The organism is Paraburkholderia piptadeniae, assembly GCF_900007165.1.
Classification (GTDB): Bacteria; Pseudomonadota; Gammaproteobacteria; order Burkholderiales; family Burkholderiaceae; genus Paraburkholderia; species Paraburkholderia piptadeniae.
This window is the reverse complement of sequence record NZ_CYGY02000023.1, coordinates 259531-276935: the sequence shown is the minus strand read 5'-3', so window position 1 is coordinate 276935 and position 17405 is coordinate 259531. Positions and strand designations below refer to the sequence as shown.

Annotated in this window: 19 protein-coding genes; 14 read left to right on the top strand and 5 right to left on the bottom strand. The window is 65.7% G+C overall.

Annotated elements, in window-relative coordinates; translation table 11 throughout:
• Window positions 1-127 precede the first annotated feature (127 nt).
• Window positions 128-1351 carry a DUF3108 domain-containing protein gene (locus BN2476_RS11300; RefSeq protein ID WP_087734229.1) on the bottom strand — a complete coding sequence of 408 codons (1224 nt, stop codon included), beginning with the start codon at window positions 1349-1351 and terminating at the stop codon, window positions 128-130.
• A 121-nt stretch (window positions 1352-1472) separates the two neighbouring features.
• A complete protein-coding gene (locus BN2476_RS11295; RefSeq protein ID WP_087734228.1) occupies window positions 1473-2381 on the bottom strand; it encodes an IclR family transcriptional regulator in 909 nt (302 codons plus the stop codon).
• A 162-nt stretch (window positions 2382-2543) separates the two neighbouring features.
• On the opposite strand from BN2476_RS11295, the gene BN2476_RS11290 reads away from it, so the two are divergent.
• From BN2476_RS11290 to rfaE2, 7 genes are all read left to right on the top strand, one after another.
• Window positions 2544-3533: a fumarylacetoacetate hydrolase family protein gene (locus BN2476_RS11290; protein WP_087734227.1), complete on the top strand. Its 990-nt coding sequence runs from the start codon at window positions 2544-2546 to the stop codon at window positions 3531-3533.
• A 230-nt stretch (window positions 3534-3763) separates the two neighbouring features.
• On the top strand, window positions 3764-4972 hold the full coding sequence (locus BN2476_RS11285) for an ABC transporter substrate-binding protein (protein ID WP_087734226.1): 1209 nt from the start codon (window positions 3764-3766) through the stop codon (window positions 4970-4972).
• Window positions 4973-5063: 91 nt separating this feature from the next.
• Window positions 5064-5915 (top strand): enoyl-CoA hydratase/isomerase family protein, encoded by an 852-nt coding sequence (locus BN2476_RS11280; RefSeq protein WP_087734331.1) that lies wholly within the window; start codon window positions 5064-5066, stop codon window positions 5913-5915.
• A gap of 252 nt (window positions 5916-6167) precedes the next feature.
• Entirely contained in the window at window positions 6168-6902 is a 735-nt protein-coding gene (locus BN2476_RS11275) for a PhaM family polyhydroxyalkanoate granule multifunctional regulatory protein (RefSeq protein ID WP_087734225.1), read from the top strand.
• 376 nt (window positions 6903-7278) lie between these two features.
• Window positions 7279-7419, top strand: coding sequence for a hypothetical protein (locus BN2476_RS46430; protein ID WP_160111697.1), 141 nt, complete (start codon window positions 7279-7281; stop codon window positions 7417-7419).
• A gap of 44 nt (window positions 7420-7463) precedes the next feature.
• Window positions 7464-8342 carry a ferritin family protein gene (locus BN2476_RS11270; protein ID WP_087734224.1) on the top strand — a complete coding sequence of 293 codons (879 nt, stop codon included), beginning with the start codon at window positions 7464-7466 and terminating at the stop codon, window positions 8340-8342.
• A gap of 191 nt (window positions 8343-8533) precedes the next feature.
• Complete coding sequence (gene rfaE2 / locus BN2476_RS11265) at window positions 8534-9016, top strand: D-glycero-beta-D-manno-heptose 1-phosphate adenylyltransferase (protein ID WP_087734223.1); 483 nt, start codon at window positions 8534-8536, stop codon at window positions 9014-9016.
• 51 nt (window positions 9017-9067) lie between these two features.
• On the opposite strand, the gene BN2476_RS11260 is transcribed toward rfaE2, so the two are convergent.
• From BN2476_RS11260 to BN2476_RS11250, 3 genes are read right to left on the bottom strand one after another with little or no spacing between them, the layout of a single operon-like run.
• A complete protein-coding gene (locus tag BN2476_RS11260) occupies window positions 9068-9307 on the bottom strand; it encodes a hypothetical protein (protein ID WP_087734222.1) in 240 nt (79 codons plus the stop codon).
• Between the two features lie 39 nt (window positions 9308-9346).
• Entirely contained in the window at window positions 9347-10222 is an 876-nt protein-coding gene (locus BN2476_RS11255) for a type III pantothenate kinase (protein WP_087734221.1), read from the bottom strand.
• On the bottom strand, window positions 10219-11124 hold the full coding sequence (locus tag BN2476_RS11250) for a biotin--[acetyl-CoA-carboxylase] ligase (protein ID WP_087734220.1): 906 nt from the start codon (window positions 11122-11124) through the stop codon (window positions 10219-10221). The genes BN2476_RS11255 and BN2476_RS11250 overlap by 4 nt, the downstream gene beginning before the upstream one ends.
• 170 nt (window positions 11125-11294) lie before the next feature.
• Here BN2476_RS11250 and BN2476_RS11245 point away from each other — a divergent pair, with 170 nt between their 5' ends.
• The 7 genes from BN2476_RS11245 to BN2476_RS11215 all read left to right on the top strand — a co-directional run bounded on the left by BN2476_RS11245 (window position 11295) and on the right by BN2476_RS11215 (window position 17369).
• Window positions 11295-12434: an MlaE family ABC transporter permease gene (locus tag BN2476_RS11245; protein WP_087734219.1), complete on the top strand. Its 1140-nt coding sequence runs from the start codon at window positions 11295-11297 to the stop codon at window positions 12432-12434.
• Window positions 12431-13321, top strand: coding sequence for an ABC transporter ATP-binding protein (locus tag BN2476_RS11240; RefSeq protein WP_087734218.1), 891 nt, complete (start codon window positions 12431-12433; stop codon window positions 13319-13321). The genes BN2476_RS11245 and BN2476_RS11240 overlap by 4 nt, the downstream gene beginning before the upstream one ends.
• Window positions 13322-13397: 76 nt before the next feature.
• On the top strand, window positions 13398-14360 hold the full coding sequence (locus BN2476_RS11235; protein ID WP_087734217.1) for an MlaD family protein: 963 nt from the start codon (window positions 13398-13400) through the stop codon (window positions 14358-14360).
• A gap of 18 nt (window positions 14361-14378) precedes the next feature.
• Window positions 14379-15005: an ABC-type transport auxiliary lipoprotein family protein gene (locus tag BN2476_RS11230; protein WP_087734216.1), complete on the top strand. Its 627-nt coding sequence runs from the start codon at window positions 14379-14381 to the stop codon at window positions 15003-15005.
• A gap of 30 nt (window positions 15006-15035) precedes the next feature.
• Window positions 15036-16196, top strand: coding sequence for a VanZ family protein (locus BN2476_RS11225; RefSeq protein WP_087734215.1), 1161 nt, complete (start codon window positions 15036-15038; stop codon window positions 16194-16196).
• 163 nt (window positions 16197-16359) lie between these two features.
• Window positions 16360-16683: a (2Fe-2S) ferredoxin domain-containing protein gene (locus tag BN2476_RS11220; protein ID WP_087734330.1), complete on the top strand. Its 324-nt coding sequence runs from the start codon at window positions 16360-16362 to the stop codon at window positions 16681-16683.
• Between the two features lie 41 nt (window positions 16684-16724).
• A complete protein-coding gene (locus tag BN2476_RS11215) occupies window positions 16725-17369 on the top strand; it encodes an alpha/beta hydrolase (RefSeq protein ID WP_087734214.1) in 645 nt (214 codons plus the stop codon).
• Window positions 17370-17405 lie beyond the last annotated feature (36 nt).

Below are 17405 nucleotides of genomic sequence, written 5' to 3'. Positions count from 1 at the left end.
GGATGCGCATGAACCGTTCGCGCGATGAGCGCTGCTCGTCGTGCGATTCACGCACGCGACAGAAGTTTCTGAGGACGAGTACGGCCTCGATTGTTAAGTATCCCGCAGCGCCAAGGGCCTTCTTGCATCAGGGCTTTTCGGGCCCCGCGCCGGGATCGGTGACGGAGGGTTGGGCGCTGTCCGGCGAGGTGTCGTCGGAAGAAGACGACGAGGTGTCGTTGACATCCGGCGGCGCGAGCTTGCCGCGCCACACGAGTTCGATCTGCGTGCCGTTCGGTTCCGTCTGCACGAGGCGCGCCGGTAGCCAGCCGAGCGACGGCGCAAGCCACACGTCGATGCGACGGCGGTCGTTTTCGCGGCGCGGCAGCCGCATGAAATGCCGCGCATCGATCGATCCTTGCCCGGTGCGCACGGTTTCGTCGCCTATCGTCTCGATAGGCCAGATCTCGCCGCTATCGTTGTCCGTCACGTAGAACTGCCGCGTGACGCCCGGCTGATAGGCGTCCGGATCGCCGCGCACCAGACTGGCGAGCTGCATCACCATGCTGAAGCGGTCCTGCGCGCCGTCGGGCAGCGCCAATGTATCAGGCGTGCGCGTGAAGCCGATCTGCTTCGTGTCGTGATTGAACGTCGTCACGTCTTCGCCGCGACGGCCGCGCTTTTCGACGTACTGATCAGGGGCGAGACCGAACGCGTCGACGTGCCCGTGGCTCGAATAGCTGAACGTGCCGACAAACGGCAGAGGCACCGAAACGACCATATCGTACGAGTGGCCATCGCTCGTCCAGTGAATCGTGCCGGGCTGATTGCGAACGCCGTTGTAGAACGTGTCGTATTGCAGATCGCCCGATGGCGGCACGGAAAACTTCACGCCTGGCGTCGCTTGTGGCGCGTTGCCCTGGCCGATGCCGGGTCCTGAGTTTGCGGCGGGCCGGGCTGCCGCAGAGGACGCAACCGCTGAATCCGAAGCGGCCGAAGTGTCGACAGGCGCGCTAGCGGCTTCATTCGTCGCCGGCGCTTCCGACGGTCGCGGACGCGTCGCCGTCAGCGCGTGCTCACGCGGCTTCTGCGCACCATGTTTGGGCGCTGCGGGCTTCGCGACGGCGGGCGGCGGAGAGCCGGCCGCCTGTGTTTCGATGCGCTCCGGCTTGAGCAGCGCGACCTGCACGGGAACGTGCTCCGGCGCAACCGGCTTGAAAGTCTCGTGATGTCGTTCGAACCATAGCGCGGCGATCAGGTGCGCGCCGGCGACAGCCGCCAGCACGCCGGCCCACCGCAGCCGCGACGAGCGGCGCTGCGCTGCGGAGAGTTGCACATGCGAAACGGTGCGGACAGCGAACGGAGACGACATCGGAAGTAGTAGGTTGAACGCGGAACGCGGTTAAAGACGTTTCGACCGGGCGCCGCCGGCACGCGTTCATCGTGTGGTTAATCGTGCTGTTCGTCGTGCGGGTTATCGTATTGCCGAAGGCCTATCGGGGCGTCGGGCTATACCCGAGTTCGTAGGACAGCTTCTGCGCGCACTCGCGCAAAGCGGTATCGACTGCGCCGCCCCACGCGATGTCGAACGCGCCTTCGTGACCCAGCGCGATCAGTCCGAGCGCGAGATCGCCGTTCGAATCGAACACGGGCGTGCAGAACGCGTGTATGGTCGGCAGCAACATGCCTTCGACGCGCGCCGCGCCATGCGCGCGCACGTCTTCGAGCACGCGCTCGACGTCCTCCGGCGTGGACGGTGTGTTGGCCGAGGCCCAACGCTGCGTCTGTGCGAGCTCGCGTTCGATCATCGCGGCCGTCTTGCCGCGCGGCAGGTACGCGGCGAACAGCAGCCCCGTTGCGGAACTGAGCATCGGCATCACATCGCCGAGTTTCAGCGATGCCTTCGCGGGATAACTCGATTCCATCCAGTGCACGACAGTCGGCCCCTGGTTGCCCCACACGGCGATGCCCACCGTCATGTCGAGCCGGTCGCGCAGTTCGGCGAGGGCGACGCGCGCGAGCTTTACGCCGTCGACGCGCGCGAGCCGCGCGAGCCCCAGTTGCAACGCGAAGCCGCCGAGTTCGTAACGGCCCGTCAGCGGGTCCTGCGCGACGACGCCCAGGCGCTGGAAACTCACCAGATAGCGGTGCGCTTTCGCCGGGCTCATCGCCGCGCGCTGCGCGAGATCGCGCAGCATCATCGCGCGCGGCTCGTGCGTGAGCACCTCGAGCAGACGAAAGCCCACTTCGATCGACTGGATGCCCGAGCGCAGCTTTTCCTCGCCGGCTTCGTGCTGATCGACGGCATCGTCGTCGGCGGATTCGAGCGGTTCGGCGGATTCGAGCGGTTCGGCGGATTCGGAATCCTGGCGGATCGAACTGGAGCGGGCGGTCGGTGACATAGGCAACGGGTCGGACAGTGAACGTGAAAACGGCAGCGAACAAACGACGCAAACCGGGCGCGCCGTGATGTGCAATCGCCAGCATGAGGCGTCCGCTTGGGCCGCGCCGATTCACCATCGTAGAATACATTCCTCCTATCGTCATCCACACGCTTTCTCGCCATGAAACTTGCCACGCTGAAGGACGGCACGCGCGACGGTCAACTGATCGTCGTTTCCCGCGACCTGCATACGGCCGCCATCGCCGACACCATCGCGCCAACGATGCAGCGCGTCCTCGACGACTGGACCTTCTACGCGCCGCAACTGCGCGACCTGTACGACGAGCTGAACCAGGGCCGCGCGCGCAACACGTTTTCATTCGACGCGAAGGAATGCATGGCCCCGTTGCCGCGCGCGTTCCAGTGGGCCGACGGCTCCGCGTATGTGAACCACGTCGAGCTTGTGCGCCGCGCGCGCGGCGCCGAGATGCCGCCCGAGTTCTGGACCGATCCGTTGATGTACCAGGGCGGCAGCGACGACTTCATCGGCGCGAAGGACGACATCGTGTGCGCGTCGGAATCGTCCGGCATCGACTTCGAGGCGGAAGTGGCCGTCATCACGGGCGATGTGCCGATGGGCACGAAGCCCGAGCAGGCGTTGAAGAGCATCCGGCTCGTGACGCTCGTCAACGACGTGTCGCTGCGCAACCTGATTCCCGCCGAACTGGCGAAGGGCTTCGGCTTCTTCCAGAGCAAGCCGGCGACATCGTTCGCGCCCGTCGCCGTGACGCTCGACGAACTCGGCGAAGCCTGGCGCGAAGGCCGCGTGCATCGTCCGATGATCGTTCACTGGAACGGCAGGAAGGTCGGCCAGCCGGATGCGGGCACCGACATGGTCTTCAATTTCGGGCAGCTGATCGCGCATGCGGCGAAGACGCGTAACTTGCGCGCGGGCGCGATCGTCGGCTCGGGCACGGTCTCGAACAAGGACTCGAAGCGCGGCTACTGCTGCATCGCCGAGAAGCGCTGCCTCGAAACGATCGAGCACGGCGCGGCGCAGACCGAGTTCATGAAGTTCGGCGACACGGTCAAGATCGAGATGTTCGACGAAGCGGGCAAGTCGATTTTCGGTTCGATCGATCAGGCCGTTGCGCCGCTCGAAGGCGCGTAGTGAGAGGGGCATCGTGCATGACGTTTCATCAACGCGTCATGCATGCGCAATGCTGGCGGCGCATCGCGTCGAGCGAACCGAAAGGGTTTCGCCCGATGCCGATGGCGCCGCGCGCGCCGCTACACTGACGCTCGCGCGAGGCCATCGAGTCTCGCGGTCGCTGATCTTCCGATAGCGGGACAGCACAAGCCACGCAGCATCGCAGAACGCACAAAAAATGGAGACACGGCATGCCGCGATACGGGACGTTTGCATCTTCAACTTTGCAGGAGCGCGTTTCTAACCCCCGCGCCGCAGGCCGGCGCACGATGCTCGCCGCCACACTTTCTCTTTTGCCGGGGCTCGCCCTCGCGCAAGTGAAGATCGGCCTCGTGCTGTCGCTGACGGGACCGGCCGCATCGCTCGGCATTCCCGCGCGCGATACCTCGACGCTTTTTCCGAAAGAGGTCGCCGGGCAGAAGGTCGAGTACATCGTGCTCGACGATGCGTCCGATACCACGCAAGCCGTGCAGGACACGAAGAAGCTGATCTCCGAAAATCATGTCGATGCCATCATCGGCTCGTCGATCACGCCGAACTCGCTCGCGATGATCGACGTGATCGCCGAAGGTGAAACGCCCGCGATTTCATTGGCGTCGTCGGCGAAGATCATCGAGCCCGTCGATGCGAAACGGCACTGGATGTTCAAGACACCGCAAACGGACGCGATGATGGCGTCCGCGATTACCGAGCACGCGAGCCAGCATGGCGTGAAGACGCTCGCGTACATCGGCCAGGCGGATGCGCTCGGCGAGACGTTCTATGCGGAAGTCGCGAAGTTCGCCCAGATCCATCACATCAGCGTGGTCGCCAACGAGCGCTTCAACCGCACCGATCCGAGCGTCACCGGCCAGATCCTCAAGATCATGGCGGCGAACCCGGATGCCGTCGTCGTGGGCGCGGCGGGCACGCCGGCCGCGCTGCCGCCGAAGACGCTGATCTCGCGCGGCTACAAGGGCAAGATCTATCACAACCACGGCGTCGGCAATAACGACTTCCTGCGCGTGTGCGGCGCCGATTGCAACGGCACGTTCCTGCCCGCGAGTCCCGTGCTGGTCGCATCGCAGCTTCCCGCGGACTATGCTTCGAAGCGTCTCGCGCTCGATTACAACGCGCGCTTCGAGAAGCTGCGCGGGCCGGGCAGCGTATCGGCGTTCGGCTCGTATGCGTGGGACGCGAGCATGCTGCTGAACAATGCGATTCCCGTCGCGCTGAAAGCGGCCGCGCCCGGCACGGTCGAGTTTCGCCGCGCGTTGCGCGATGCGCTCGAAGCGACGCGCGGTCTCGCCGACACGAACGGCGTCGTCAACATGAGCACGACGGATCACCTCGGTCTCGATCAGCGCGCGCGCGTGATGGTCGAGATTCGCAGCGCGAAGTGGGTGTATCAGCCGCGCTAAAGCGCGGTGTGTTTGCGTGGCGCAGCGTCGGCTGCGCCGCGTGCGTGAAGTGTGTTCCGACGCCGACGCGTCGCTCTTACGGATGCTTGCCATGTCTCACGAATCGGAATCGCAATCGGTCGAACCCGCCTTTTACGCGCACTACAGGTCGCTGCGCGTGCGGCGTCATGCGCACGGCATCCTCGAAATCGTGATGAGTGGCGAGGGCGCGAACAAGAGCAATCTCGCGACGGCTGACGCGAACATGCATCGCGAGCTCGCCGACATCTGGCGTGACGTCGACCGCGATCCGGAGACGCGCGTCGCGGTGATTCGCGGCGAGGGCAAGGGCTTTTCGGCGGGCGGGGATCTGAGCCTCGTCGAGGACATGGCGAATGACTTCGACGTGCGCACGCGCGTCTGGCGCGAAGCGCGCGACCTCGTCTACAACGTGATCAACTGCAGCAAGCCGATCGTGTCGGCGATGCACGGACCGGCAGTCGGCGCGGGGCTCGTCGCGGGACTGCTCGCCGATATTTCGATCGCGACGAAATCCGCGCGCATCATCGACGGGCACACGCGTCTGGGTGTCGCGGCGGGCGATCACGCGGCGATCGTGTGGCCGCTTCTGTGCGGGATGGCGAAGGCGAAGTACTACCTGATGCTGTGCGAGCCGGTGAGCGGCGAGGAGGCCGAGCGGATCGGACTCGTATCGCTCGCCGTCGACGACAACGATCTGCTGCCGAAAACATTCGAAGTCGCGCGCAAACTCGCGCATGGTTCGCAGACGGCAATCCGCTGGACCAAGTACGCGTTGAACAACTGGCTGCGCTCCGCTGGGCCGGCGTTCGACACGTCGCTGGCACTGGAATTCATGGGCTTCGCGGGACCGGACGTGCAGGAGGGCGTGGCATCGCTGCGCGAGCGGCGCACGCCGGATTTTTCGGGCAAGGAGCCGTTCTGACAACGGCGCGGCGGCGCGTTGTCGAGGCGCCGGTGATGCTGGTGCGGGTGCGTTCCTTGCGGCCGCGAATCGGTGAATGCGGCTGCGGTGAACGCAAAACCGTCACCGGTAGAAGCGCACGATAAGCGCACCCAACCAGGACACAATCGGCAAGCAATTCGCGAGGCCAGCCGCAAACGGCGCGCGGTATGATCGAACAGCGCGTCTACGCAGCACGCTGGAACCGAAATCAGGAAATCAAGGAGAACCGCAATGACCGACACACCCGGCTCGACACCACCGTTTCCCGGCTTCCCCGGTTTTCCGCCCGCCGAAATGCTCGACCGCATGTGGGGCATGATGCGTCTCACACCGTTCGGCGCGGCGTTTCCGGGCACGCATCCGGGCGCGGCACAGGGGATCGTGCCGTCGCTGTCGATGATGTCCGACATGATGGCGCCGCTCACGAACGTCGAGGAACTCGACAAGCGCATCACCGACATGCGCGCCGTCGAGCAATGGCTCAAGCTCAACCTGAACATGCTGCAATCGGCGATTCAGGCGCTCGAAGTGCAGCGCGCGACGCTCACGACGCTGCGCGCGTTCGGCGCGTTTGCGCAGCAGGCGATGACGCAGCCCGCGGCCGAAGCGTCGCCGAGGCAACCGGAGCCGCAGCCTGCCGCAAGCGCGCAGGAAGCAGGCGAGTCGACGCCGCCGCCCGCATTCGACGCGTCGGGCTGGTGGAATCTGCTGCAGGCGCAGTTCAACCAGATCGCGCAGTTCGCGATGGCGCAGCCCGCTGCGACGACGGCGACGGGCGCAGCGGAAGCGGGCGCGGGACTCGAACCGAGCGATCTCGACCCGGACGAGGCGCCCGAGTCAGAAGCGAACGACGCAGCGCAAGCGAAATCCGGCGACGCCGCGCAGCGTCCGGCCGCGAAACGCCCTGCTGCGAAGCGCACGACGGGCGGATCGGCTGCGAAGAAAACTTCGTCCGCGTCCGAATGAGGTACTGGCGGTCGCGTCGCGGCGAAGCGACACGACCGCTTTAAAAAACGGGCGCTACGCGCTAGCACATTCAGTTCAATTCGTGTGGGTGGCGTGCGCTCGCGTTGCTTTACGTCAATTCAAAGCGTGTCCTGACGGCACGAAACCAAGGCCGTGCAGCCCCGCGTGCTATCATCGTGTAAGCTTTTTCTGGCCTGCGGAAGCGCGCGAGCAACGTCGCATCAATGACAGATTCGCCGCCCATGCCGGTGCCGATACGGTGCCGGAGCGTCCATCGCGGACCCCATACTGCCGTCCAGGCCGCAAGCTGGCACGACCTCAGGCACAGGTTTTCCCTCACCCACGGTTGGCCGCGCATTCGAGGCATGAAATTCGCGTGCGCATCACGAGCCGCAGTAGTTCTTTTGCCAAAGCCTGCATCCTGGCAGCCGATTACCGCGTAAAATTGAATGCTGCGCTGATGGCGGCGAAAGTTCCCGACGCTTCAGAATTTTCCGTTCATCCGCAGCAAAAGTAGCAACAGATAACAGACGTCGCCTTGCGCAGAACAGGGGTGGGATCATGAACACCATGCTTTATCCGGAACTTTACAAATCGCTCGAGTCTGTTCGATGGGACATGGAGAAGGACATTCCCTGGGACAAGTTCGACCCGTCGCTGCTCACCGACGAGCAGGCGGCGACCATCAAGATGAACGCGATCACCGAATGGTCGGCGCTGCCCGCCACGGAAATGTTCCTGCGCGACAATCACCACGATAGCGACTTCTCCGCATTCATGAGCGTGTGGTTCTTCGAAGAGCAGAAGCACTCGCTGGTGCTGATGGAATATCTGCGCCGCTTCAAGCCCGAGCTCGTGCCGACGGAAGAAGAACTGCACGCGGTCCGCTTCGAGTTCGACCCGGCGCCGCCGCTCGAAACGCTGATGCTGCACTTCTGCGGCGAAATCCGCCTGAACCACTGGTATCGCCGCGCGGCTGAATGGCATACCGAGCCCGTCATCAAGCACATCTACGAAACCATTTCGCGCGACGAAGCCCGTCATGGCGGCGCGTATCTGCGCTACATGAAAAAGGCGCTGACGAATTTTGGCGACGTCGCGCGCGCGGCGTTCGCGAAGATCGGCGTGCTGATGGCTTCCGCGCGTCGCACGGAAAAGCCGCTGCACCCCACGAACCTGCACGTGAACCAGGCGCTGTTTCCCCGCGACACGGTGCAGTCGCGTCTGCCCGATCCTGAGTGGCTCGAGCGCTGGCTCGACGAGCAGATCCGTTTCGACGACGGCTGGGAAAAGAAGGTGGTCGAACGCATTCTGCACAACCTGTCGATCCTGTTCGAGCGCTCGTTCGGCACGGCTCAGGAACTGAACCGCTATCGCAAGGAAGTGGTGACGCGCCTGCAGGCTGAACAGCCGGCGGCTGCGCATCAGCAACCGGCCTGACAGGGGCGGCGCGCCTGCGTCGCTGAACGCACGGCGCGCGGCACTCGAACGCCACGGCCCGGCAGGTGAAAACCCGCCGGGCCGTTTTCTTTCTGGCTTTGAATCCATGCGTTGCCGCCGTGCAGTTCTTCTGCGGCTATACCAACGCGGTTCAAATACACTCGATGCAAATTCGCTCAACGACTTCTCACATGGCCGCTACTTTCGAACGCAAGCTCACGACGCGTGATGCCCTCGCGCAACTTCGCCCTTCGCTGCCTGGCCCCGTGGTCTTCACGAACGGCGTGTTCGATATCCTGCATCGCGGGCACGTCACCTATCTCGCGGACGCGAAGGCGCTGGGCGCGACGCTGATCGTCGGTGTGAACAGCGATGCGTCGGTGCGGATGCTCGGCAAAGGCGACGACCGCCCGATCAACAACGAAGCCGACCGGATGGCGCTGCTGGCCGCGCTGGAAAGCGTCGACTGGGTGGTGCGTTTTGAGGAGCAGACGCCCGTCGCGCTGATCGAAGCGCTGCGTCCCGACGTGCTTGTCAAAGGTGGCGACTACGACATGGACAAGCTGCCGGAATCCGCGCTCGTGCGCGGCTGGGGCGGCAAGGCGCTGGCGATTCCGTTCGAACACGACCGTTCGACGACGGCGCTGCTGAAGAAGGTGCGCACGCCGGGTTGAGCGCGGTGTGGTGCGGCGACGGTCGGGCACGCGTTTTCGACCAGGCCGCTCTTACTGGTTCAGCGCGGAAGCGGCGACGGGCGTAATGGGCGCGGGGCCGCCGACGACGGCGAGGTCTGTCGCGTCGGCGGCCGACACCGGATACACGCGCAACTGATCGGGACGCACCTGCCGGCCCAGATGATTCGGTTCGCGTGGTCCTGCCGCGGGCGATGGGCCGAACAGCCCGCGCATCGTGACGAACGCGAGGATGTTGGCGAGCAAGAGCAGGGCGATTAGCCAGCGCAGCATCGTTGAGGTCTCCACCATTGTCTGTCCTGTGTTCGGTGCTCAGGCCGGGCGGGCGTCCGGTGGCGAATGCGCCGAAGCCTCCGCCGCGATCAACGCGAGTCCCGCGAGGACGAGCGAATCGTGACGCGTATGCGGCACGCTCAGCGCCTGCGCGAGCTCACCGGCGGCGCCGCCGCTGACGACGAGCCGCACGGGTGCTTTCCATTCGTCCTGCAGATCGCGCCACATCCGCTCGACGAAGCCGATCTGCGCCAATGCGCATCCCGACGACAGCGAGCGCGGCGTATCGACCGCGAACCACGCGGCGCGATTCGCATGTTCACTCAGGCTTGCGACGTCACCATCGTCGGCGAGCAAGCCGCGCGCGGCGATTGCGTCGAGTGTCGGCAACTGCGCCGTATGCTCGCCGAGCGAGCGCATCATCAACGACCAGCCCGGCGCAATCAATCCGCCGACGAACACGCCATCGGCGTTCAATGCTTCCAGCGTCGTCGCCGTGCCGAACGTCCCAATCAGCAGCGGTTCGCCCGGAAATGCCGCGCGAGCGCCGATCATGCCCGCCCAGCGATCGCTGCCGAGCTGCGACGGTGTCGTGTAGCGGTTCGTGACGCCGCACTGCTGCGCAGCCGAGCGGATCGTCGTGCGCGGCAGAGCGGGCCAGCATCGGTCGATGAATGCGTCGATGCGGCGTGCGACGGCGTCGCCAGCGACATTCGATAACCATGCAGAACCGGGCGCGGGCAGCGTCGACCAGTCCGGCTCATGCCTCGACTGCAAGGGATCGCCGGTTCCCTTGACCAGCTGGCCACCGTGCGCGAACGCGCCCGAGTGGGTCTGTGTACCATCGGCCTGAACGAGCGCCCACTTGACCCGGCTATTGCCGGCGTCGATCAGCAGATACGGTGCGCCACTCATGCGGCGCCGCTGCCTTCGTCCGCGAGACGCAGCGACACGTCGCCCGTCGCGATCGCCTGCCGACCGGACGGCGTATCGAGCAGCAACTGCCCGAGATCGTCGACGCCTGCCGCGACGCCGCGTCCGGTTTCGACGCCCTGCTCGAACAGCACGACATCGCGTCCCGCATAGGCGTGGCAGCCGTTCCAGCGTTGCCGGAACGGCGCGAAGCCTTCCGCGCCGAAGCGCCGCAAAGCCGGCTCGAGCGCATTGAGCTCGGCGGCGAGGGTATCGGTGAGATTCGCGTTCGGCAGCGCGCGAGAGAGGGCCGTGGGCGCTGCGCCGCGTGCCTGCGCGGGCACGTCCGCGTTGAGCGCGCCGACCTTCGCGGCCAGTTCGTCGGCGCCCCTCACGTTCGTACCGATACCGATCACGACGGCGCTCGCGTCCGGCGTGCTCCACGCTGTTTCGATCAGGATGCCGGCGAGCTTGTCGCCTTCGAGCAGCACGTCGTTCGGCCACTTCAGCGCGATCTGGCCAGGGCCCGCGACGGGCAGCGAACGCAAGCCGTCGACGAGCGCCACGCCCACGGCGAGGCTCAGCCCCGCCAGTCCTTCGAGCGGTCGCGGCAACACGCACGCGACCGAGAACAGCAGCGCGTTGCCGGGTTCCGCATACCAGGTGCGGCCGCGCCGGCCGCGTCCCGCCGTCTGCAGATAGGCGACCCGCACGACAGGCCGCGAGCGCGCGCCCGGTTCGCGTGGCAGCGCCTTCATGCGCGCCATCAGGTCGGCGTTGGTCGAGCCCGTCTCTTCGACGATCTCGATGGGCCAGTCGTGCGCGGCCGGTCCGAACAATGCAACGGCCCGCTGCCGGTCGATTCGCCAGTCGCCCGAGGCGCTGGATGAGTTAGGGGTATTCATGAGCCGTATTTTAGCCACTCAGTCTGTCATCGTGATCGGGTCGTGACCCATTCGGCTTTCCACGGGCTGCCCCGCCGGAACTCGCGCCGGAACGAGGCATACCACCAGGGCCCAATATCGATGGCTTCGCTACAATGCCCGTTAATCCGATAACGATATTCCAGCGATCCTTGAACTACGACACTCCTCCCGGACTCGAAGTCGCGGCAGGCAGCCAGGGCAAGATCGTCCGCCTGTCCGGCCAGTGGACCGCGCTCGCGCTGGCGCGTGACCGCGTGCACGAACGGGCGCTGCCGCGTCTGCGGGAATTGATCGCCAGCCGCGCGCATGTCGCGCAATGGGATCTGTCGCAGGTCGAACGGATGGATCATGTCGGTGGCCAGGCGCTGTGGCGCGTGTGGGGTTATAAGTTGCCCGCCGATCTCGTCGCGCTCAACGATACGCAGCGCGACATCTTCGAGCGCATCGCGCTGCTCGACACCGCGCGCGAGAACCCCGAGCCCGTGCGTCGCTTCGATCCGTTCACGCAGCTCGGCCTCGGCATCTTCGCGTTCTTCGAGCATCTGTACGGCGGCGTCGCGATGTTCGGGCGCGTGATAATCGATCTGCTGTCGATCGCGCGCAATCCGAAGCTTGCGCCATGGAAGGAGTTTTCGGCGAACGTCTATAGCGCGGGCACGCAGGCGCTGCCGATTACCGCGCTCGTCGCGTTCCTGATCGGTATCGTGCTCAGCTACCTGTCCGCGCAGCAGCTGCGGCTCTTCGGCGCGAACCAGTACATCGTGAACATTCTGGGGATGTCGGTGCTGCGCGAACTCGGCCCCGTGCTGTCGGCGATCCTGGTGGCGGGCCGCTCCGGCTCGGCGATCACCGCGCAGATCGGCGTGATGCGCGTGACGGAAGAACTCGACGCGATGCGCGTGATGGGCATTCCGCACGGCCTGCGTCTGATCCTGCCGCGCGTGCTCGCGCTGTCGCTCGCGATGCCGCTGCTCGTGATGTGGACCAACATCGTTTCGCTGACGGGCGGCGCGCTGGCCGCGAAGCTCGTGCTGCAGATCGACATGTCGTACTTCGCGCGCGCGCTGCCGGGCGTCGTGCCCGTCGCGAACCTGTGGATCGGGCTCGGCAAGGGCGTGGTGTTCGGCATGCTGATTGCGATCGTTGGCTGTCACTTCGGCTTTCGCATCAAGGCCAATTCGCAGAGTCTCGGCGAGGGCACGACGACATCCGTTGTCACGTCGATCACGGTCGTCATCCTCGCCGACGCCGTGTTCGCGATTCTCTTTCAGAACGTGGGGCTGTCATGATCGCGCCGCTCACCTCCGCCGTACGGGACCAGCCGCTGCCGCAGATCGCGGAAACCGTGATCGAGGTGCGCAATCTCACCAAGCGCTACGGCCGAAACATCGTCCATCAGCATCTGGACTTCGACGTGCGGCGCGGCGAGATCGTGTCGATCGTCGGCGGCTCGGGCTCGGGCAAGACGACGCTGATGCGCCAGATTCTCGGCCTCGAAAGGCCGACCTCGGGCACGATCAAAGTGTTCGGCGAGGACATCGTCCAGCTCGACGACGAAGAAGCGGCGCTGATGCGCGTGCGCTCCGGCATGCTGTTCCAGCATGGCGCGCTGTTCTCGTCGCTGTCGGTGTTCGACAACATCGCGCAGCCGCTGCGCGAGCTCGGCAAGGTGCCCGAAGACCTGTTGCGCGACATCGTGATGCTCAAGCTCGAAATGGTCGGGCTGCCGTGCAAGCATGCGTCGAAGATGCCGGCGGCGCTGTCGGGCGGGATGGTGAAGCGCGTGGGCATCGCGCGCGCCATCGCGCTCGAACCGGAGCTGCTGTTCCTCGACGAGCCGACGGCGGGTCTCGATCCGCAGGCATCCGACGAGTTCGTCGAGCTGATCAGCGCGTTGCATCGCGCGCTCGGCCTGACTGTGGTGATGGTGACGCACGATCTCGATACGATGGTCGCGCTGTCGACGCGCGTCGCCGTGATCGCGGACCGCAAGGTCGTTGTGGCGGCGCCCGTCGAGGAAGTCGCGGGCGTCGATCATCCGTTCATCCGCGAATATTTTCTCGGGCTGCGCGGGCGGCTCGCGTTGCAGGGATTGTCGCCGGAGCGGCGCGCGAAGCTGCCGCACGAGGCGCTGGAGCCCGCGGCGGAAGCGCTTCCGCTGCGCACCGCGCTGTGAGTCCGGCAACCACATGCGACCGTGAGAGCGCCCGCGTAGCCGGCCGCCAACACGCTGCGAACCAGGGAACCTGACAATGGAAAACAAATCACACGCCTTCTGGGCCGGGCTCTTCACAGTTGTGATGGCGATTACGATCGGCGTGGCGGCGTTTTTCTTCAACGTCGACAGATCGGTGCGCATACCTTTCGATCTGATTGCGCGGACCAATGTCACAGGTTTGTACCCAGATGCTGCGGTACGATATCGCGGCCTCGACGTCGGCAAGGTGCAGTCGATCAAATTCGATCGCGCACATCCGGGGCAGATCCTGATCCGCATCCTCGTCGACAAGAACGCGCCGATCACGCATTCGACGTTCGGCAGTCTCGGCCTGCAGGGCGTCACGGGCCTTGCGTTCATCCAGCTCGACGACACGGGAGGCGACACGACGCCGCTCGCGTCGTCGCCGAAGAACGTCGCGCAGATGCCGATGCGTCCTGGCCTGCTCGACCAGTTGCAGTCGCGCGGCGACGTGCTGCTGCGTGAGCTCGAAAAGACCGTGCGCGACGTCGACGAACTGCTCTCGCCGGAAATGCGTGCCCAACTGATGGCGACGGCGGCGAGCCTGCAGCATGCAGCCGATGGCGTCGCGACGCTCACGGCGCAAATGGGGCCGGCAGCGGGCAAGCTGCCGGGCACGTTGAACCAGCTGGACCAGACGCTCGTATCGACGAACCGGATGATCACGAGCCTCAATCGTGCGGACGGTCCGCTCAACGTCACGCTGAACAAGGTCGGCACGGCCGCGCAGCAGGCGGGCGATGCGCTCACGGCGATGAACGCGACGTTGCAGGACGTGTCGGCGCGCGTCGGTTACGACACGCTGCCGCGCGTCAACTCGCTGGCGGAAGACGTGCGCACGGCCGTGCGCTCCGTCGACCGCGCCGCCGATACCTTCAGCAGCACGCCGAACAGCGTGCTGTTCGGCGCGCCGCCTGCCGCGCCCGGCCCGGGTGAGGCGGGCTTCGTGTGGCCGGCGGCGCGCGCGGCAAAATGAATTTCAAAGGAATAAGCAATGTCACGTTCGAATCACCGACTCTTCATCACGCGCGGCGCGCTCGCCGCAGTGCTGCTCGCACTCGGCGTGCTGGCCGGCTGCGCGGGCAATCCGGCTGCGCTCGCCGATATCCGCTACGACCTCGGCCCGGCGCCGCTGCCGGGGAGCACGGGCACGATGCCGGCGATCAAGGTGCTCGATGTCACGGCGCCCGCCACGCTCGACACCGACAAGCTCGTCTATCGCCTCTCGTATGCGGACTCGCAGCAGACGGCCTCCTACGCGACCAGCCACTGGACGATGCCGCCCGCGCAACTGCTGACGCAGCGGCTGCGCAATGCGCTGTCGTCGCGCGGCACGGTGCTCACGGGCGGTGACGGCGGGCACGCTCCCGTGCTGAAGGTGGATCTCGACGAGTTCGAACAGGACTTCGACGGCCAGTCGGAAAGCCACGGCTCCGTCACCGCGCGCACGACGCTGTTCGTCGACGGCAAGGTGGTCGGGCAGCGCACGTTCCTTGCGCGCGCGCCGGCGAGCTCGGCCGACGCGGCGGGCGGCGCGCGCGCGCTCGCAGCCGCCAGCGACGATCTCGTCGCGCAGATTTCCGCGTGGCTCGGCGTGCAGGCGCTCGTCGCGCAGCAATGACGGACAGGCGCGCGGTCATGGGAGCGCCGGATGGCTGACAAGCCGTGGCAGCACCGGCCGTCGGCGTTTGCGAGGCAGGCGCTCGCGCTTTATGCGGCACTCATCGTCTATGGATCGTGGTATCCGTTCATGGGCTGGCGCTCGCTCGGCATCGGTCCGTTCGACTATCTGTTCGATCCCTTTCCGCAGTATCTGACGGCCTTCGATGTCGTGACGAACGTGCTCGGCTACATGCCGTTCGGTGCGCTTGTCGTGCTCGCTGTCTATCCGCGCTGGCGCGGCGCGCTGGCCGTGGCGATCGCGTTCGGGCTCGGCACGCTGCTGTCGGGCGTGATGGAGGCGGTGCAGACCTGGCTGCCGACACGCGTCGCGTCGAACCTCGATCTCGCCGCGAATGCGCTCGGCGCGCTGCTCGGCGCGACGCTGATGTCGCCGCTGACGGGCGCGCTGCTCGATCGCGGGATGCTGCGCCGAATCCGTTTTCTGTGGTTCGAGCGCGATCGCACGGCCGTGATTGGACTCGCGGGCCTGTGGCCGTTCGCGACGATGTATCCGTCGCCGCTGCTGTTCGGCCTCGGCGCGTGGCCGCGCGATCTTTGGCTGCGCTTCGATTCGACGATGCAGGACGCGCTGCTCGCATGGACGCCTGCAGCCTGGCACGTGCAGGCGTGGCCCGCGTTCGTCGCATCGTGGCTGCCCGACGATGGGTGGGAAGCCATCATCACCGCGCTCAATCTGCTGGCGGCGGGCGCGCTCGCGTCGCTGCCGATGCGCGAGCGGGCACCGCGCGCGCGGCTCCTGATCGCGTTCGTCGTGGCTACGCTCGTCGTCAAGGCGGGCGCGACGTTCCTGCAATCGCAATCGGGTCTCGCGTTCAACTGGGCGACGCCAGGCGCGCTGATCGGCCTCGCAAGCGGTTTCGTCGCGATGCTGCTGGCGCTGAAGCTGCCGCGCGGCTCGCGTGCCGCGCTCGCGGTGATGGCGCTCGCCGTTTCGCTGGTGTTCGTCAATCTGCTGCCCATCAATCCGTATTTCGATGTCGTGCTCGCCGACTGGCGGCAAGGGCGCTATCTGCACTTCAACGGACTCGCGCGCTGGCTCGCGTGGATGTGGCCGTATGCGGTGCTCGTGTGGGTCGGGCTGTCGGCGGAACACGCACTTCTGTCGAGAAGGCGAGGTTCGCGCGCATGACTCGCGCATCGCGGATCGCCGTGTCACGCGTATGGACATCGCCGTGCGATCTGCGGCGTTCGAGCCCCGTCGCTATAATCGACAGCACCTCGTCTCCTGCTGCCCGGCGCGCTGTCCGATCCGCGTGCGGCGCGCCGTCAACGGATTTCACTCACCTGTCATCATGGATTCTTTCTTCAAGTATCACGTCTTTTTCTGTCTGAACCAGCGCGAGCCGGGCGCGTCGCGTCCGTGCTGCGCGAACTGCAATGCGCAGGAAATGCAGGAGTACGCGAAGAAACGCGTGAAGCAACTCGGCCTCGCCGGTCCCGGCCAGGTGCGGATCAACAAGTCCGGCTGTCTCGATCGCTGCGAGGAAGGGCCGACCATCGTCGTGTATCCAGAAGGCGTCTGGTACACGTACGTCGATCAATCCGATATCGACGAGATCGTCGATTCGCACCTCGTGAACGGCAAGATCGTCGAGCGTCTGCTGATCGACCGTTGATGCACATCGCGAACCGATAGCGACAACCGCGACACCACAAGATGAATGCACAAACGAAGAAGTATCTGATCGACGGCCCGGTGGGCAAGATCGAAGTCGCGCTCGATGCACCCGACGCAACTCGCGATGCGAACGCCGCGCCGCGCGGCATTGCGCTCGTCGCGCATCCGCATCCGCTGTTCGGCGGCTCGATGGACAACAAGGTTGCGCAGACGCTCGCGCGCACGCTGGTCCAACTGAACTACGTCACGTACCGCACGAATTTTCGCGGCGTAGGTGAAACGCAAGGCACGCACGACGCCGGCATCGGCGAACGCGACGATCTGCTCGCCGTGCTCGACCATATGCGCGCGCAGCCTGGCCTCGCCGATCTACCGCTGGTGCTCGCGGGATTTTCGTTCGGCACGTTCGTGCTGTCGCACGTCGCCGCGCGGCTGCGCGAAGAGGGCAAGGAAATCGAGCGGATGGTGTTCGTCGGCACGGCGGCGAGCCGCTGGGACGTCGCGCCCGTGCCGGAAAACACGATCGTCATCCACGGCGAAACCGACGATACCGTGCCCATCCAGTCCGTTTTCGACTGGGCGCGTCCGCAAGAACTGCCCGTCATCGTGATTCCGGGCGCCGAGCATTTCCTGCATCGCAAGCTGCATATCCTCAAGCGCATCATCGTCGACGCGTGGCGCTGATTCGCGCGCGCTCACGCATCGGAAACAAGGGCGGCC

Coding starts and splice junctions, on each gene's coding strand:
- BN2476_RS11300 (WP_087734229.1), bottom strand. CDS start 1,351: ATGTCGTCTCCGTTCGCTGTCCGCACCGTTTCGCATGTGCAACTCTCC.
- BN2476_RS11295 (WP_087734228.1), bottom strand. CDS start 2,381: ATGTCACCGACCGCCCGCTCCAGTTCGATCCGCCAGGATTCCGAATCC.
- BN2476_RS11290 (WP_087734227.1), top strand. CDS start 2,544: ATGAAACTTGCCACGCTGAAGGACGGCACGCGCGACGGTCAACTGATC.
- BN2476_RS11285 (WP_087734226.1), top strand. CDS start 3,764: ATGCCGCGATACGGGACGTTTGCATCTTCAACTTTGCAGGAGCGCGTT.
- BN2476_RS11280 (WP_087734331.1), top strand. CDS start 5,064: ATGTCTCACGAATCGGAATCGCAATCGGTCGAACCCGCCTTTTACGCG.
- BN2476_RS11275 (WP_087734225.1), top strand. CDS start 6,168: ATGACCGACACACCCGGCTCGACACCACCGTTTCCCGGCTTCCCCGGT.
- BN2476_RS11270 (WP_087734224.1), top strand. CDS start 7,464: ATGAACACCATGCTTTATCCGGAACTTTACAAATCGCTCGAGTCTGTT.
- rfaE2 (WP_087734223.1), top strand. CDS start 8,534: ATGGCCGCTACTTTCGAACGCAAGCTCACGACGCGTGATGCCCTCGCG.
- BN2476_RS11260 (WP_087734222.1), bottom strand. CDS start 9,307: ATGCTGCGCTGGCTAATCGCCCTGCTCTTGCTCGCCAACATCCTCGCG.
- BN2476_RS11255 (WP_087734221.1), bottom strand. CDS start 10,222: ATGAGTGGCGCACCGTATCTGCTGATCGACGCCGGCAATAGCCGGGTC.
- BN2476_RS11250 (WP_087734220.1), bottom strand. CDS start 11,124: ATGAATACCCCTAACTCATCCAGCGCCTCGGGCGACTGGCGAATCGAC.
- BN2476_RS11240 (WP_087734218.1), top strand. CDS start 12,431: ATGATCGCGCCGCTCACCTCCGCCGTACGGGACCAGCCGCTGCCGCAG.
- BN2476_RS11235 (WP_087734217.1), top strand. CDS start 13,398: ATGGAAAACAAATCACACGCCTTCTGGGCCGGGCTCTTCACAGTTGTG.
- BN2476_RS11230 (WP_087734216.1), top strand. CDS start 14,379: ATGTCACGTTCGAATCACCGACTCTTCATCACGCGCGGCGCGCTCGCC.
- BN2476_RS11225 (WP_087734215.1), top strand. CDS start 15,036: ATGGCTGACAAGCCGTGGCAGCACCGGCCGTCGGCGTTTGCGAGGCAG.
- BN2476_RS11220 (WP_087734330.1), top strand. CDS start 16,360: ATGGATTCTTTCTTCAAGTATCACGTCTTTTTCTGTCTGAACCAGCGC.
- BN2476_RS11215 (WP_087734214.1), top strand. CDS start 16,725: ATGAATGCACAAACGAAGAAGTATCTGATCGACGGCCCGGTGGGCAAG.